Source organism: Gardnerella vaginalis (assembly GCF_040427915.1).
Classification (GTDB): Bacteria; Actinomycetota; Actinomycetes; order Actinomycetales; family Bifidobacteriaceae; genus Bifidobacterium; species Bifidobacterium vaginale_C.
The window spans coordinates 719,569-735,625 of the sequence record NZ_JBETXJ010000002.1 but is presented as its reverse complement, the minus strand read 5'-3'; the positions used below and the strand labels follow the sequence as shown (position 1 = coordinate 735,625).

Annotated in this window: 22 protein-coding genes and 1 tRNA gene; 1 reads left to right on the top strand and 22 read right to left on the bottom strand. The window is 45.2% G+C overall.

The annotated features are described in order from the left end of the window. Positions 1-41: 41 nt before the first annotated feature. A complete protein-coding gene (locus ABVC65_RS03115) occupies positions 42-1,385 on the bottom strand; it encodes an ABC transporter substrate-binding protein (protein WP_192382370.1) in 1,344 nt (447 codons plus the stop codon). A gap of 585 nt (positions 1,386-1,970) precedes the next feature. Continuing rightward, complete coding sequence (locus tag ABVC65_RS03110) at positions 1,971-3,452, bottom strand: hypothetical protein (RefSeq protein ID WP_353582570.1); 1,482 nt, start codon at positions 3,450-3,452, stop codon at positions 1,971-1,973. Positions 3,453-3,685: 233 nt separating this feature from the next. Between ABVC65_RS03110 and ABVC65_RS03105 the strand changes: the two genes are divergently transcribed. Continuing rightward, positions 3,686-4,210, top strand: a complete 525-nt coding sequence (locus ABVC65_RS03105) for a hypothetical protein (protein ID WP_353582569.1) — start codon at positions 3,686-3,688, stop codon at positions 4,208-4,210. On the opposite strand, the gene ABVC65_RS03100 is transcribed toward ABVC65_RS03105, so the two are convergent. The 20 genes from ABVC65_RS03100 to rplX form a co-directional block, all read right to left on the bottom strand. Then, positions 4,204-4,289, bottom strand: a tRNA-Ser gene (locus ABVC65_RS03100). The genes ABVC65_RS03105 and ABVC65_RS03100 overlap by 7 nt on opposite strands. Before the next feature lie 99 nt (positions 4,290-4,388). Continuing rightward, positions 4,389-5,321, bottom strand: coding sequence for a tRNA pseudouridine(38-40) synthase TruA (gene truA / locus ABVC65_RS03095; RefSeq protein WP_016818987.1), 933 nt, complete (start codon positions 5,319-5,321; stop codon positions 4,389-4,391). 97 nt (positions 5,322-5,418) lie between these two features. Further along, complete coding sequence (locus ABVC65_RS03090) at positions 5,419-6,699, bottom strand: Mbeg1-like protein (protein ID WP_353582568.1); 1,281 nt, start codon at positions 6,697-6,699, stop codon at positions 5,419-5,421. Positions 6,700-6,940: 241 nt separating this feature from the next. Then, the gene (gene rplQ, locus ABVC65_RS03085) at positions 6,941-7,375 is read right to left on the bottom strand and encodes a 50S ribosomal protein L17 (RefSeq protein WP_004114389.1); all 435 of its coding nucleotides are present in this window, start codon (positions 7,373-7,375) and stop codon (positions 6,941-6,943) included. Between the two features lie 79 nt (positions 7,376-7,454). Continuing rightward, positions 7,455-8,450 carry a DNA-directed RNA polymerase subunit alpha gene (locus ABVC65_RS03080; protein WP_004114387.1) on the bottom strand — a complete coding sequence of 332 codons (996 nt, stop codon included), beginning with the start codon at positions 8,448-8,450 and terminating at the stop codon, positions 7,455-7,457. Between the two features lie 79 nt (positions 8,451-8,529). Further along, the gene (rpsK, locus tag ABVC65_RS03075; RefSeq protein ID WP_004105468.1) at positions 8,530-8,928 is read right to left on the bottom strand and encodes a 30S ribosomal protein S11; all 399 of its coding nucleotides are present in this window, start codon (positions 8,926-8,928) and stop codon (positions 8,530-8,532) included. Between the two features lie 83 nt (positions 8,929-9,011). Then, entirely contained in the window at positions 9,012-9,389 is a 378-nt protein-coding gene (gene rpsM, locus ABVC65_RS03070; RefSeq protein ID WP_004105472.1) for a 30S ribosomal protein S13, read from the bottom strand. Positions 9,390-9,522: 133 nt separating this feature from the next. Beyond that, complete coding sequence (gene rpmJ, locus ABVC65_RS03065) at positions 9,523-9,636, bottom strand: 50S ribosomal protein L36 (protein WP_003842636.1); 114 nt, start codon at positions 9,634-9,636, stop codon at positions 9,523-9,525. Between the two features lie 21 nt (positions 9,637-9,657). Next, positions 9,658-9,876 (bottom strand): translation initiation factor IF-1, encoded by a 219-nt coding sequence (gene infA / locus ABVC65_RS03060; RefSeq protein ID WP_004105485.1) that lies wholly within the window; start codon positions 9,874-9,876, stop codon positions 9,658-9,660. A 148-nt stretch (positions 9,877-10,024) separates the two neighbouring features. After that, positions 10,025-10,585: an adenylate kinase gene (locus tag ABVC65_RS03055; protein ID WP_004114385.1), complete on the bottom strand. Its 561-nt coding sequence runs from the start codon at positions 10,583-10,585 to the stop codon at positions 10,025-10,027. Between the two features lie 62 nt (positions 10,586-10,647). Continuing rightward, on the bottom strand, positions 10,648-11,988 hold the full coding sequence (secY, locus tag ABVC65_RS03050; RefSeq protein ID WP_004122850.1) for a preprotein translocase subunit SecY: 1,341 nt from the start codon (positions 11,986-11,988) through the stop codon (positions 10,648-10,650). Between the two features lie 202 nt (positions 11,989-12,190). Beyond that, positions 12,191-12,646: a 50S ribosomal protein L15 gene (gene rplO, locus ABVC65_RS03045; RefSeq protein WP_004114381.1), complete on the bottom strand. Its 456-nt coding sequence runs from the start codon at positions 12,644-12,646 to the stop codon at positions 12,191-12,193. Between the two features lie 2 nt (positions 12,647-12,648). Then, a complete protein-coding gene (gene rpmD / locus ABVC65_RS03040; protein ID WP_004114379.1) occupies positions 12,649-12,831 on the bottom strand; it encodes a 50S ribosomal protein L30 in 183 nt (60 codons plus the stop codon). Then, positions 12,831-13,559 (bottom strand): 30S ribosomal protein S5, encoded by a 729-nt coding sequence (rpsE, locus tag ABVC65_RS03035; protein ID WP_004114377.1) that lies wholly within the window; start codon positions 13,557-13,559, stop codon positions 12,831-12,833. The genes rpmD and rpsE overlap by 1 nt, the downstream gene beginning before the upstream one ends. Then, the gene (gene rplR, locus ABVC65_RS03030) at positions 13,556-13,927 is read right to left on the bottom strand and encodes a 50S ribosomal protein L18 (protein ID WP_004114376.1); all 372 of its coding nucleotides are present in this window, start codon (positions 13,925-13,927) and stop codon (positions 13,556-13,558) included. Before rplR ends, rpsE begins: the two co-directional genes overlap by 4 nt. 1 nt (position 13,928) lies before the next feature. After that, entirely contained in the window at positions 13,929-14,468 is a 540-nt protein-coding gene (gene rplF / locus ABVC65_RS03025) for a 50S ribosomal protein L6 (RefSeq protein WP_004122847.1), read from the bottom strand. Positions 14,469-14,484: 16 nt separating this feature from the next. Beyond that, complete coding sequence (rpsH, locus tag ABVC65_RS03020; protein ID WP_004114372.1) at positions 14,485-14,883, bottom strand: 30S ribosomal protein S8; 399 nt, start codon at positions 14,881-14,883, stop codon at positions 14,485-14,487. 82 nt (positions 14,884-14,965) lie between these two features. After that, the gene (locus tag ABVC65_RS03015; RefSeq protein WP_004114370.1) at positions 14,966-15,151 is read right to left on the bottom strand and encodes a type Z 30S ribosomal protein S14; all 186 of its coding nucleotides are present in this window, start codon (positions 15,149-15,151) and stop codon (positions 14,966-14,968) included. A 1-nt stretch (position 15,152) separates the two neighbouring features. Next, entirely contained in the window at positions 15,153-15,725 is a 573-nt protein-coding gene (gene rplE / locus ABVC65_RS03010; RefSeq protein WP_004114368.1) for a 50S ribosomal protein L5, read from the bottom strand. Then, positions 15,722-16,057: a 50S ribosomal protein L24 gene (gene rplX, locus ABVC65_RS03005; RefSeq protein WP_004114367.1), complete on the bottom strand. Its 336-nt coding sequence runs from the start codon at positions 16,055-16,057 to the stop codon at positions 15,722-15,724. Before rplX ends, rplE begins: the two co-directional genes overlap by 4 nt.

Here is a 16,057-nt window from a genome sequence, read left to right as displayed (position 1 = left end):
AATCACCTCATTAATGAATATTTTTAAGAATCAAAACTCTGTTAGAATCCTTTTGCACCCTGGGCTTTTGCAATCTGGGCAAACTGATCTTGCGTTGCTTTAGCTACTTGTTCTGGATTCACAGTTCCATTTATCATGTTAGCGAGATTCAAATAAAGATCTGGATTAGCAATAGCAGCTGACTGCATAGATGGAGCACTATGACCAATAGAATTAGCAGCATCAATCAAAGCTTGAGGAACAGTTGATGGAGATGCAACAGTCTTAAGAGCGGAAACAAGGTTACGATCATTAACAAAATTCTTATAGCCAACAGACATCCAGAAATTCAAGAATTGTCGTGCTGCAGATTCACGTTGCGCATCACCAGTCTTGAAAGCTACTACTGCGCTTGAAGCTCCAGGAGACAACGACGAGATATTACCAGAAGCAGAAATCGGCAAGAACCCTAAAGTATCATCTATAACTTTCTTATCATTATTGGCTAATGCAGCAGCAATATTAAATTGAGCGTTATTACCAAAAATCATACCTGCTTTGCCTTCAAATAATGCTGCAGCTTGATCATTAAGCGTTGCAGAACCAGCATCATTATTAAACAATCCATCATCAAATAACTTCTTATAATTCTTTATAGCAGTCATAATGATTTTGTCTGTAAACTTCTCTTTGCCGCTATTTACACGATCCCAAAGTCCAGCACGAGCCGATTCTGCAAGTTGAACCTGAACACCCCACTGAGTACCCCATTGAGAACCACCCATTTCGAAGAATGGAGACTGTGCTGCATGCGTCTTTTGTATTTTCTTAGCAGCCTCGAGCAACCCATCCCATCCTTTAGGAAGATCAGTAATACCAGCTTTTTCAAATACTTTCTTGTTGTACCAAACGCCCATAACATTAACTGGGGATATCAAAGCTGCATATCGATGACCCTTTGTTTTCCCTAATTCAGAAATACCAGACGCATAATTTTTAACCCATGGAGCGTGATCCAACTTCTGTAATTTTCCTGTACTAACAAACCCAGCAAGCATAGAATTTGTAGGTTCCCAAGTCGCTAAATCTGGCATATCTCCAGTAGTAATCTTTGTTTGTACATTATTTTCATAAGTGTCTGGAATTGTTTGTAAATCCACTTTTGCGCCAGTAGCATGTTCAAAATCCTTTATAACACGCACAGGTACTTTATTATCAGATTGACCAACCCAAAAAGTCAGCTTAACTCCTGATAATTTCCTATTTGCATTCGGCCAATAATTTGCAGAAGTTGTAGACTCATCAGAATTATTACTCATAGCAGCAGGATTACCACATCCCGACAAAGTCAATCCTAGACTGAGTACACCAACTAATGCCAGCTGTAGAATAGTTTGCCTTTTCATTGAATTCTCCTTTGAACCTTCTTGGCAATAAACTCATACGCCACTCGACAAAGCTTGTGACACCTTTATAGTAACGCATATTGTTTGAAAGCGCTACCAAAATAATAAAAATAATAAAAATATGATTTTTTCTTTATATATAGTGGCTTTATTGCAGTTAACGATAAACTTAATAATAAATTTGAAAACGTTTTCAAATAAAAATCGCTGCACTAGTAAGATCAATAATTATTATTAAAAGCTCAAAATTTATATAAAAATTAATTTTTAAATTCATCTATCGAAAAATTAATACTCATAGAGTATTAATTATAAAAGCTATCACACACAATAAGCTCTTAAAAACAAAAAATGCTTTCGGTTTTGCAAGCCCCTAGTAGCAAACAAAACCGAAAGCAACAACACTCAACACCCAAAACCCAATAAGCTAAACGAATCAACACTGGGAAGAAAAGAAAAACAATAGCAAACCAATGTTAAAACAATAAAACCAAAGAGAACCGGGAATAAACCAGTGTGATGCTTCCCTACAAAACACCACACCAGTCGTTGAGCGCAAACCTTAAATAAGGTGGTGAATAATGCTTAGTGACGCATCTTGCGAACAGCAGCACCCATACCAGCAAGCATAGAAGCAGCCAAAGCAGTCAAAGCAACACCAACACCAGCATTACCAAGCTTCTCGCCAGCCTTACCACCATGACCATTGCCACCCTTGGCGCCCATACCAGCAAGCTCACCCTTAGCAGCAGCGGCCTTACCAGCAACACCAGCTGGAGCAGCAGCCTTAGCCTCAGCCTTAGCCTCAACCTTCTTAGCCTCAGCCTTAGCAGCAGCAGGAGCAGCAGGGAAATCAGTAGAAACTGGGTTCAAAGTGTTAGGATCAGCAAAGCCCTTAACAGCAGAAGCCTCAACCTCAACAGCCTTATTATAAGCAGCACGATAATTCACAAGAGCAGCATTATAAGCAGCAGCAGCAAGCAAAGCCTTACCACTCTTCTCTCCGAAATCCTTCTCAGCATTAGCATACTCATGAGTCCTATAAGCATTAGCCCTAGACTGAGCAGCCTTCAAATCAATAACAGCAGCCTTGTAAGCATCAGTATCAGTCTTACCAGCCACGCGAAGAGCCTCTTCACGATCAGCAGCAGACTTCACCTGAGCATCAAAAGCAGCCATCTGAGTCTTAGCAGCCTCATAATCAGCCTTAGACTTAACAAACTTCTCCTGAGCATCCTTATTAGTAGCATCAGCCTCAGCCAACACAACCTGAGTACGCATCAACTCAGCAGAAGCAGCAGACTTAGTTGGATCAGCAGTCTGAACAGGCTTGGTGTGATCTGGGGTAGTCTGATCTGGCTTAGTCTGATCTGGCTTAGTCTGATCAGGCTTAGTTGAATCAGGTGTAACACCATTAAGCTGGTTGATAATTTCCTGCTGCATCTTTACATTAGCCTTAGCCTGCTCAACAAGCTGCTTCTGAGACTCAACAGCAGCCTCAGCACCAGCACGAACAAGCTCATCAGCATCAGCATATCCCTGCAAAGCAGTGTAAGCATTCGCAGGAGTATCCTTCTTAGTTGTCACTCCAGCAGCACCACGTTCCTGATAAGTATATGTCTTCTTATCCTTATCAGCAGTGGCTTCATCAATAACCTTCTGAAGATTCTTGCCCTTTTCAGTCTTAGCAAAAGCATCTTTATTAGCTTGTTCGCTTGCACCTTTAGCGCCACACTCCTCTTTTAGAGCATCATCATAAGCTTTTTGAGCATCCTTAATCTTCTGCTCTGCAGCATCTGCAACCTTCTTAGCAGCATCAGCCTTAGCCTTAGAAGTAGAAGCCTTAACAGTAGCTGCAGCAAGAGTAGCGTTATCCTTGATAAGCTGCTTATTTGCTTCAGCCAAATTCTTCATATAGGTTCTCAAGTCCTTATTAGCAGCAAGAACTTCAAGAGTATGCTCAGCAGCATCTTTTCTAGCACCAGCGAATGCTGGGGTTGCCATTGCGAAGCCGGCAAGCAAAGTAGCGCCAGCAGCGAAAGCGGCGATAGCCTTCTTATTCATCATTTTAATTTCCTTTCTTCTTCTCCTCCGTGCAGGTACACGAAGAAAAATTTTAAACATCCAACAACATTCAAAACATTGTGGATAACCACCATCTAGAGCATCTAGCTAGCAGCTGTTATTAACATACCCCCCCCCCGTTTAAAAAAGTCAAGAGGCAACCACACAAAACAAACAGAAAAAAATAATGTTACACACAAACTAATCCACAATAAAAACTATTTTCACCATAATATTTGTGGATTAACACTAATAAAACCGTAAAAACACATTGTTTCAAGGTTTTTAAAGAATTTTCCCAGACTTTTCTCAGGAAACTACTCAAACAAGAACACCAACACCTGAAAACCATTGAAAAATCAACATTCCACACAACCCACACACGCAACACGCCGACAACCAACCAACACCAAACTAGCACCGCACAAACATCACACCAAACCAAATTCCACACCGGCGCCACATCAAATTCCACACTACAAGATAATCGCACCCAATTAAATTCCCGCGTTTGTTCCCTTTTTGACCCATTTGGTAAACAAATGCTGGAACACTTGCCCGCGTTTGTTTACATATTTGACGATTTTGGGAACAAACGCGGGATAAAAGAAACAAATGCGGGAACACTTGCCCGTGTTTGTTTACGCATTTGGCAATTTTGGGAACAAACATGGGATAAAAGAAACAAACGCAGGCAAAAATACACAAACGCGAACAAAAAAGGGTTTCTAGCAAAAGCCAGAAACCCTATTCGCGGATGAAGCGAGATTTGAACTCGCGGAGGGTGTAACCCTCACACGCTTTCGAGGCGTGCTCCTTAGACCGCTCGGACATTCATCCATTTTGCGCGAACTGCAAAACGCAGAAAGAAACGCAACTTTTCAATTGTAAACCAACCCTAGAATATACACAAATTTGTGTTGATAATTTTGCAAACAATCAATCAAGTTCTTCAAGAGTTCGACGAGCGCGAATCGCATTAGCCCTATCTTCAAGTTGATCTTTTGGAGGATATTCAACATATTCCAAAGTCAAACCATTAGCCGCAATAGGACCAGTAGATCCTTCTCGAATCGGATTTTCAATCTTATCCTTAAACCAGTCAACAGAACGCTTACCGCAACCAACTTGTACACAAGCCTGAACAAGAGAACGAACCATATTATGTGCAAACGCATCAGCAACAATAGTAAACTCAATCAAACCATGCTCAATAGGCGGAATATTGCCAGTTGATCTAGAAGCAATAGACGAACCAACAGACGCGCAACCATCCGAACAAACGCGATTCCAAACCGCTTTTTTAACGCAGCGAATCGTAGTTCCACCAGGATTTGGGCGAGCGAAAGACCCAAAATCGCGCAAACCAACAATCATAGCTGCTGCCTGATTCATGGCATCAACGTTTAAATCGTAGTCAAGTTGTAACACAAAACCACGCATACGCGGATCTAAATTCGCGCGATTTGCCGCATCACTAATCCTATATACGTATGTGCGATCAAGCGCAGAAAAACGAGCATCAAAACCGCTTGGTGCAATGCTTACACTGTGAATCGAAATATCTTTAGGCAAAACCCCACGAAGCCTATATTCTAAAGCTTTTACAGGCGTCAAATTTGTGTGTCCAACACAATTTTGTAAAATATCATTTTCTACATCTAAATGACAAACCTGATAAGAAGCATGAACACCAGTATCCGTGCGACCAGCAACTGTGAGTCGAAGCGGAAAACAAGAATCGCCATCATGCACACGCAAAACTTTATATAAAGCGTCTTCCAAAGTGCCTTGCACTGTTCTTAAATTCGGCTGCTTAGCCCAACCGTAAAAATCACCGCCATCATAAGCTAAATCCAAACGAAGACGCATCAAAAAAAACCTTCCAAAACAATTATTATAAAAACCGAATATTAGTTGCCCTAGTCGCCCTAGTTGCCCTAGTCTCCAGACTGCAACAATAATCTTTTCAATTCTTATGTTCTGATCCACCAACACCAGTAAACGCACTCATAATATTACGAATTAACTCATAAGTCTTTGAATCCATATGCGTTGCTATGCTCAATATTTTCGGCAAAAGCTCCGACCAATGCGCAGAAATTTCATCAAAAGTAGGATATCCTAAGCTAGTTAAAGCGTTGTAAACACCATCAATTTTGCGTTTTCTTTCTTCGAAAGACAAATTCAACATCCAATCATTAGCAGCTTTAGAAACAGCAAGCGCACGCGGAGTTACATGATCACAATAGTCAAAATCTCCGTCTTTAACCTGCCAATACATGCCAAAATGTTGCATCAATCCAATCGACTCAGCAACCGTAACTTTATACGGTACGCCAGTATCCATGATCAATCCAATAAAAGCAGATTGTGGAACAACTTTTTCAATCCTAGAAACAACGCGAGAAAAAACCTTTGGATCAACAACATCCGAGCCAAAACTAGGACCGTCCATAGAATAAATTTTACTGACAAGATCACCAAGTTGTTGATTTTCTGCGTCCAAACGCATTGCCGCATATGCAGCCATATTCCCGCCTTTTGAATGACCCACAACAAAAATATTAGAATCATTATTTTGATTCACAATATCGTTTTGCAGCGTATCAGATTGCAGCATATCAGCTTGCTCTGGCTTCTTCCCAAACAAATTCGCAATATAACCAAAAATCCTATGAAAAATATTATTCTTAACGCTATTATTGCAATAATTTTTATGCACACGCCTTGCTATCGAAAGCAAATATTCTGCAGCAGACTCTTGAGCTGGAACTGGGCAGCGAAAAGCCATATTAAAATCTTCTTTCCACCCAACAAGCGTGTTATCAGTCCCCCTGAAAGCAACAACAAAACATCTATAGCCAACACAATCAGTCAAGTCAAAAGTTACTGCAGCAAACTGCTGTTCACACGAATCGTCAATATTCGACTCATCAAAACGCTCAAGAACCTCACCGACGCGTATTCCCCTATATCGCGGACTAGCCGCAACAGCAAGAAAAAGACTCTTTCGAAAATCATCAACTTTAGCTGAACCAGAGCTAAACATTGAAGAAAAATCCTCAGCGCGCAGCAAGTCGCACAAAGGAACAGTATTCAAATTATCCGAATCATCATCGTATTTTGGAATAGAATCAGGCATGCAAATATAAGCCAGTTCGCAAAAAACGAGCGAATCAACAGCATTAAATTTACGATTAGTAAAATCAGTAAAATCATTGCTCACTAAATCGAGAATATTTGGCATAACTCAATAATAATTGATACTTGATACTACTTAATATTATTTGATGTTGCTTGATACTACTCGATGTTGCTTGATACTAAAAGACGTCAGAAACATCAGAAGACATTAAAAGACATTAAAAGATAACTACAAAAACATAAAAACGGGCTGGAGATAAAACTCCAACCCGTCTAATAAACCTTTATACTTGCGATTAATCGCAAAAGATTTACTTACCGATGCATCAAGATGCTAATCTAAACTACTCGGCTGCTTCTTCTTTAGCAGCAACCTTAGCAGCAGACTCAGCTTCCTTAACGACAGCCTTCTTTGGGCTTACTGGCTCAACAACAAGCTCAATAATAGCTTGTGGAGCAGTATCACCACGACGAGGAGCCATCTTAACGATGCGGGTATAGCCACCTTCACGCTGCTTCATCTGCTCAGCAATCTGAGTGAAAAGCATGTGAACAACGGACTTATTGCGAATCACGCGCAACACACGGCGGCGCGAATGCAAGTCGCCACGCTTAGCGAATGTAATCAAACGCTCAGCAAGTGGACGAAGACGCTTTGCCTTTGGCAAAGTAGTCACAATACGACCGTGCTGGAAGAGGCTAGTAGCCATGTTGGCCAGCATCAGGCGCTCATGCGCTGGGCTAGAAGCCAGACGAGGCCCTTGTTTCGGTGTAGGCATTATTACTCCTTATTGTCGCAGAATTCAGGTGGGCAAAAACCCGAACATCCAAAAACCACGACGATTGGCGGTGGATTGTTTACTCGTCTTCTGGCGAGAAGAACGTGCCACCTTCGAGATTATTGGCGTCAAAGCCAAGCGGCGAGGCCTTAAGAGACAATCCCATAGACTGCAATTTCTCTTTAACCTCATCGATGGATTTCATGCCGAAATTACGAATATCGAGCAAATCCTGCTCAGTGTGTACTACCAGCTCTCCGACAGTGTGGATTCCCTCACGCTTCAAGCAGTTGTAGCTGCGCTGCGTAAGATTCAAATCCTCAATCGGGGTAGCCATCTGAGAATCAACTTCTCCCATGACTGGAGCTGGACCAACTTCAACACCTTCTGCATCGACGTTAAGCTCACGGCAAAGACCGAAAAGCTCAACCAAAGTCGAACCAGCAGATGCAACTGCATCTCGTGGTGTAATAGCTGGCTTAGTTTCCACATCCAGGATGAGCTTATCGAAGTCCGTGCGCTGTTCCACGCGGGTAGCTTCAACCTTATAGCTCACCTTCAAAACTGGTGAGTAGATCGAATCCACTGGAATGCGACCGATTTCGCTGTTTTCCTGCTTGTTCATCTGAGCAGGCACATAGCCACGACCGCGCTCCACAGTGAACTCAATTTCAAGCTCGCCATCTTCAGCAAGTGTAGCGATATGCATCTCTGGATTGGCAATAGTGACGCCAGCAGGAGGAGTAATATCTCCAGCTGTTGCTTCACCCTTGCCGCTCTTGCGAAGATACATCACTACTGGCTCGTCATACTCACTTGTAAGTACGATACCCTTAATGTTCAGCAGGATTTCAGTGACATCCTCTTCAACACCTGGCAGAGTCGTGAACTCATGGAGAGCGCCAGAAATGCGTACCGAAGTTACGGCAGCACCTGGAATGGAGCTCAACAGGGTACGACGCAGCGAATTGCCGAGCGTGTATCCGAAACCTGGTTCCAACGGCTCAATTGTAAAGCGAGAACGCTGGGGATTCAGTGATTCCTCGGTAAGTGTTGGACGCTGTGCGATAAGCACTTTTGTATCCTTTCAGCTTCTGGTCGGTGGTGCACTCGCCGCCCATAAGCGGGTTGGATGGATGGATTCGTAAGAGTGCTCAGACGCGGCGACGCTTTGGTGGGCGAACGCCGTTATGCGCTTGTGGGGTGACGTCGGTAATAGAACCGACCTCAAGACCCGCGGATTGAAGGGAACGGATAGCGGTTTCACGACCGGAACCTGGACCCTTAACAAACACGTCGACCTTCTTCAGGCCATGTTCCATTGCCTTACGAGCAGCAGACTCAGCAGCCATACCTGCAGCGTAAGGAGTCGACTTGCGGGAACCCTTAAAGCCGACATCGCCACCGGAAGCCCAAGAAAGGACTGCGCCCGATGGATCGGTGATGGAAATAATCGTGTTATTGAATGTTGATTTAATATGCGCCTGCCCAACCGGTACCGACTTGCGGTCCCGGCGACGCGGCTTGCGCGAGGCTTGCTTTGCAGCTGCCATTGACCCTCGTTTCCTAATGACGAATTAGTTGGTATGTCTAGGCGATGAGAATTAACTCGTGGCCTAGAGCCGACCACCGACTACTATCTGGTGGCCTTCTTCTTCCCGGCGACAGTACGCTTCGGACCCTTACGAGTACGAGCATTAGTCTTAGTACGCTGACCACGCACAGGAAGACCCTTGCGATGACGCTGGCCTTGATAGCAGTTGATCTGAATCTTACGACGAATGTCTGCATCGATTTCACGACGCAAATCGCCTTCAATCTTATAATTAGCTTCAAGATAATCACGCAAAGTGATTAACTGTTCATCCGTAAGATCCTTGACGCGGGTATCCGGATTAACACCGGTCGCGGCAAGCGTTTCCTTAGCGCGAGTACGGCCTACACCAAAAATGTAGGTGAGGGCAATCTCAATGCGCTTCTCATTGGGAATATCTACTCCGGCAAGACGTGCCATTGTAATTCCTTTACTATTACGCAGGTCGTGCACCAAGTCTCCCGCAATTCTGCGGCCTGGGCCTGCGCACCCAGGGTTCAGCTTTAGCTGCGACTTAGCGCCTTATTCCTTTATCTTCGCGGTGGGGATCCACTCAGCCCTGACGCTGCTTATGACGTGGGTTGATGCAAATCACCATGACGCGACCGTGACGGCGGATCACACGGCAATTTTCGCAGATCCTCTTCACGCTAGGGCTGACCTTCATGGTTTTCCTTTGCTTGTACCTTTACTTATAGCGGTACGTAATACGACCACGGTTCAAATCGTAAGGGCTCATCTCCAGCACAACACGATCTTGCGGAAGAATACGAATATAATTCTTACGCATCTTTCCAGAAATCGTAGCCAGTACAATGTGCTCGTTCTCAAGCTGAACGCGAAACATCGCGTTTGGCAGTGCTTCAACTACCGTGCCTTCAACTTCAATCACACCGTCTTTTGCCATGAGCCTCGTTCCGTTCCTTGGACGTACTACTTTACGTATCCGAAGACACGCCAATCTTCTATGATACAGTAAATGCGCCCAATACAACACTCGGCGTGTCGCAAAAGGCGCATCATAAATGTGAGAAAATCTAAATCTTAAATAAATCTCATACCAAAGACTCAACTATGCGATTGTTGATCTCAGCAATATCGCCAACACCATCAACCTCAACAAGCTGACCACGGCTTTCATAAATATCAAGAAGAGGAGCAGTTTCCTTCTCGTAAGTTTCCAAACGAGTAGCAATTACCTCAGGAGTATCATCTGAACGACCCTGCTCAATTGCGCGCTTCTTCATACGCTCAAGCAAAACCTCACGCTCTGCTTCAAGAGCAACAACATGATCCAAAGGAGTACCAAGCTCCTCAAGCATAAGATCCAAAGCCTTAACCTGAGATGCATTACGTGGATATCCATCAAGAATCCAGCCATTCTTAGCATCATCCTGAGCAAGACGGTCCTTAACAATGCTATTTGTCAATTCATCTGGAACAAGCTCACCCTTATCAAGATAACCCTGAACCTTCTTACCAAGCTCCGTTTGATTCTTCAAGTTATAACGGAAAATATCGCCAGTAGAAATAGCAGGAATCCCATAATGCTCTGCAAGCAAAGCAGCCTGAGTGCCTTTACCAACGCCTTGCGGTCCCATAATTAGCAATCGCATATTAATCTCCTTGTTTCTTATGCTCCATCGCAAATCTTAACAACAAAACCTATCTAGTAATACTACTTAGTAACTTGCTTACTATCGTCATGATCAAACAAGAATCCAGCATACTGGAATTGTTCGGTCTGAGCCTTGGCTTGACGCAAAGTATCCAAACCAACACCTGCGATAATAAGAATCGTAGTACCACCAAATGGAAGCTTCATATTAAGGTGCAAAGACATAATCAAAACTGTTGGAATCAACGCTACGAATAGCAAATAGACAGCACCAACAGTGTTTAATCTATTCATAACATAGCTAAGATAACGGCTTGTAGCACTACCAGCACGAATACCTGGGATAAAACCACCGTATTCCTTCATGTTATCTGCAGTTTCATCTGGATTAAAAGTAATCTCAGTGTAGAAGAAGCAGAAGAACACAATCATAACTGTGTACAAAGCTATGTACCACACAGAAGTAGAATTTGCTAAATTGGCATTAATCCAACGCACCCAATCCTTACGACTATCACCAAACTGAGCAAGAAGAGTTGGAATAGCAAGAATCGAAGACGCGAAAATTGGTGGGATAACACCACTCATATTGACCTTAAGAGGTAAGTATGTGGAAGAACCGCCGTACATCTTACGACCAATCATTCGGCGCGTATACTGTACAGGAATTCGACGCTGAGCGAGCTCCACGAAATCAACGAAAATAAGAATTACAAGCAGAACACCACCGACAATAGAGAACTTGGTCCAATCGCCATTAGTACCATTAGTTCCCCAACCAATTTCCCACAGCTTTGGAAGGAAGCCAGAGCAGATAGACATGAAGATTAACACTGACATGCCCTGACCAATACCCTTATCCGTAATAAGTTCTGCCATCCACATGATCAAACCAGTGCCACCAGTCATAATCAAAACCATAACCAGTAAGCTCCACATAGAGCCATCTGGAATAACCTGACCACACTGATAATTAAATAGTGCACCAGAACGTGCAGTAACCAAAATGGTTGTGGACTGCAAAATTGCCAAGCCAATAGTCAAATAACGAGTGTACTGAGTAAGCTTTGTTTCTCCAGACTGACCTTCCTTGTGAAGAGCCTCAAAGCGAGGAATCACAACTCTAAGCAGCTGAATAACAATAGATGCCGTAATATAAGGCATAACACCCAATGCAAAAATAGACAGCTGCAAAAGCGAACCACCAGAGAACAGGTTCACCAAACCAATAAAGTTTTCACTAGAAGAAGCAAGCTTGGCTGTGCAAGCACGTATAACTTTGTAATCAACGCCAGGAATCGGAATAAAGGAACCGATTCTGTAGATGATAATCATTGCGAAGACGAAGAGGATCTTATTCCTCAACTCCTTCGTCCTGAAGGCCTGGATTAACGTTTTCACCTGGGTCTTCCTCCCTTTTTTGCGCTACGATCTAGGCGCAACAGTAAAAAAACAAACTCTGAGGCAATAGTTTATATCACGGTGCATACCGATACAGTTATTCCGTGAGTTTAGTCAATAAAAAATAATCCCTCTAGCTAAAACTAGAGGGATTATTAAACAGTTAAATCACTGCGTTAATTAGCATTATCAGCTGAGTACATTACTCTTCGCTAACAGAGCCACCAGCAGCCTCAATCTTGGCTTTAGCGGATGCAGAAGCCTTAACTCCCTTAAGAGTCAAAGCAACCTTAAGATCGCCATCGCCCAAAACCTTAACTGGATAGCCATCACGCACAGCGCCCTTAACTACCAAATCAGCAACAGTAACTTCGCCACCATTTGGGAAGAGTTCTTCGAGGGCTGCAACATTAACAACCTGGAACTCTTTCTTGAATGGGCTCTTAAAGCCACGAAGCTTAGGCAAACGCATGTAAAGTGGAAGCTGGCCGCCTTCAAAGCCTGGACGAACTTGGTAACGCTTCTTCGTACCCTTATCGCCACGACCCGAAGTCTTACCCTTAGAGCCTTCACCACGACCCACGCGAATGCGATCCTTCTTAGCTCCTGGAGCTGGACGCAACGTGTGCATGTGCAACATTGGTTCTTCATTAGCCATAATCAGTCAACCTCCTCAACGCTCAGCAAGTGGCGAACGGCCATAACCAAGCCACGATTGACTGGATTGTCCTCGCGAACAACGCTCTGGCCAATCTTGTGAAGACCGAGAGTTTGAACGTTCGCGCGCTGACGCTCGGTGGAATGAACCAAACCGTGCACCAGAGTGATCTTCAAGTTAGCCATCACTCACCATCCTTTGCTTGGGCAGCCTTAGCAGCCTGAGCTTCTTCACGAGCCTTGCGAGCTTCGGCAATGCCTGCAGCGCGCTCACGAAGCAATGCGTCTGGTGCAACTTCCTCGAGGGAAAGTCCACGACGAGCGCAAATCTCCTCTGGCTCTTCAAGCTTCTTCAAAGCATCCACAGTAGCGCGAACCACGTTAACAGCGGTTGCAGAGCCCATGGACTTGGTGAGGATATCGGTAATGCCAGCGCACTCCATAACAGCACGCACAGCGCCACCAGCAATTACACCAGTACCTGGAGCAGCTGGACGAAGCAAAACTGTGCCAGCAGCATCGTGACCCAACACAGGGTGGGTTACGGTACCACGAATACGTGGAACAGTGAACATATGCTTCTTAGCATCAAGCTGACCCTTAGCGATAGCTGCTGGAACTTCGCGAGACTTACCGTAGCCAACACCAACAGTGCCCTTACCGTCGCCAACAACAACAAGTGCTGCAAAGCTAAAGGTACGACCACCCTTGTGAGTCTTGGAAACACGGTTAATAGTAACTACGCGATCCAGAAGCTCTTCGCCGCGGTTTTCTTCACGACGGTTACGACGCTCTCCGCGCTTACCTTCGCCCTTAGAGCGACGGGAACGGCGATCGTCAGTACGCTCCTCGGCGGATGCCTGAGTGTTCTGAGTTTCTTCAGCCACTTGGGTTTCCTTTTCGTTATCGCTCACAGTGCTAGACCTCCCTGACGGGCGCCTTCAGCTACTGCTGCGACGCGACCATGATACTTATTACCGCCACGATCGAAGATTACAGCGGTAATACCCGCTTCCTTCGCCTTGGCAGCGATTAACTCGCCAACCTTGGTAGCAGCTTCAGTCTTCGTGCCAGTAAAACCAGCGAAGTCAGAAGTCAAGGTGGAAGCACTTACAAGGGTAAGACCCTTAGTATCATCCACAATCTGAGCAACCATGTGACGGTTAGAACGAGAAACTACCAAACGTGGGCGCTCTGGAGTGCCAGAAATGCGCTTACGAAGACGGGCGTGACGACGCAAACGCGCGACTTTGGTACCCTTACCGAAAATCTTAACGCTCATATCACTTACCAGCCTTTCCAGCCTTGCGCAAAATACGCTCATCGCTGTACTTAATGCCCTTACCCTTATAAGGTTCTGGAGCACGCAGCTTGCGAATGTTAGCGGCAGCCTGACCAACGGCCTGCTTGTCAGTACCCTTGACGATTACCTGATTTGCGTTTGGCAATTCAAACTCAATGCCCTCAGGTGGCTGAACGGTAATAGTGTGAGAATATCCGAGTGAGAACTCAATGCCCTTACCCTTCATCACAGCACGATAACCAGTTCCAACAATGTCCAAAGTCTTGGTGTAGCCTTCGTGCACACCTTTAACCATGGACGCTACGATTGCACGAGCCAAACCATGCTTTGCACGAGTTGGACGCAAATCGTCAACTGGGGTTAAAACGATCTTGCCATCAGCAACTTCAGCGGTAATACCTTCTGGAATTACATAGGAATCAGCACCCTTAGCACCCTTAGCACTAAAGGACTGACCTTCAATTTTTACTTCCACGCCTGCAGGAATGTCGACGGGGAGCTTACCAATATGCGATGCCATTTTCAGCTCTCCTTTCTCACCATACGTAGGCGACGATTTCGCCGCCAATGCCTCTGTCGAGGCATTCCTTCTGAGTCAACAATCCCGAGCTGGTCGAGATAATAGCGATACCGAGACCACCAAGAGGCATAGGCAAAGAATCAGACTTTGCGTAACGACGCAAGCCTGGCTTAGAAATGCGCTTGATGCCCTGGATGGAACGCTGACCATTGGAGCCATACTTTAATGTGACTTCCAAAGTCTGTCCAACCTTGGCTTCCTTAGCAGCAAAGTCTTTAATATAGCCTTCACGCTTCAGAATCTCGGCGATATTCGCCTTGAACTTGGAGTACGGCATTTCCACGGTATCGTGCTTTGCCGCGCTCGCATTACGCAGACGTGTCAACATGTCTGCGATAGGATCTGTCATTGTCATGTTGGGCTAACGCCCTTTCTCGCCGTGGTTTCCACCGCCTGTTTTAGTTATTCTTAAAGCAGTGGACCTTCAGCGTCGATATTTACCAACTGGACTTCGTAACACCCGGCAACTCACCGCGATGTGCCTTTTCACGAAGGCATACACGGCACAGACCGAACTTGCGATACACGGAGTGAGGACGACCACAAACCTGGCAACGCGTATAAGCGCGCACCTTGAACTTCGGCTTAGCGGCCGCCTTGTTTTTCAGAGCGGTTTTTGCCATATCAGTTCTCCTTGAATGGGAAACCGAGGTGCTTAAGTAGCGACTTCGCTTCCACATCGTCCTTGGTGGTGGTCACCACGGTGATGTCCATACCACGCTGATGATCAATCGAATCAGGATCAATCTCGTGGAACATTGACTGCTCCGTAAGACCAAAGTTATAGTTACCCTGACCGTCGAACTGGTTGCCATTGATACCACGGAAATCGCGGATACGTGGCAGAGCCAGAGTGAGCAAACGATCCAAGAACTCCCACATACGATCACCACGAAGAGTTACGTAAGCGCCGATAGCCTGTCCTTCGCGCAGATGGAACTGTGCAACAGACTTCTTAGCCTTAGTAACCTTTGGCTTTTGACCAGTGATCAAAGTGAGATCCTTAATCGCACCTTCGATAAGCTTGGAATCACGAGCTGCAGCGCCAACGCCCATAGAGACGACGACCTTCTGCAAACGAGCCACCTGCATAGGATTAGTGTGGCCAAATTCCTTTTCCAAAGCTGGAACGATTTGATCATTGTATTGCTGCTTTAAGCGCGGAGTTGCCGGCGCCTCAACTGTAGTATCGGTCATGCCAGCTCCTTTCCGGACTTCTTAGCGACACGCACGCGCACGGTCTTTACCTTGCCGTCACGAGCCTCTTGCTTGACAATCACGCCCACGCGGGTAGGCTGCTTGGTCTCTGGGTCAATCACCATAACGTTAGAACGGTGAATTGGAGCCTCAACAGAGACGATACCTGCCTGCTGACCCTGCTGGGTAGCACGCACGTGCTTCTTAACAACCTGGACACCCTCGACGATCAAACGGTCTTCGGCGAGTACACGGAGTACTTTGCCTTCCTTACCGCGATCTTTGCCGCGGATAACCTTTACCTGGTCGCCGGACTTAATCTTGGCTACCAT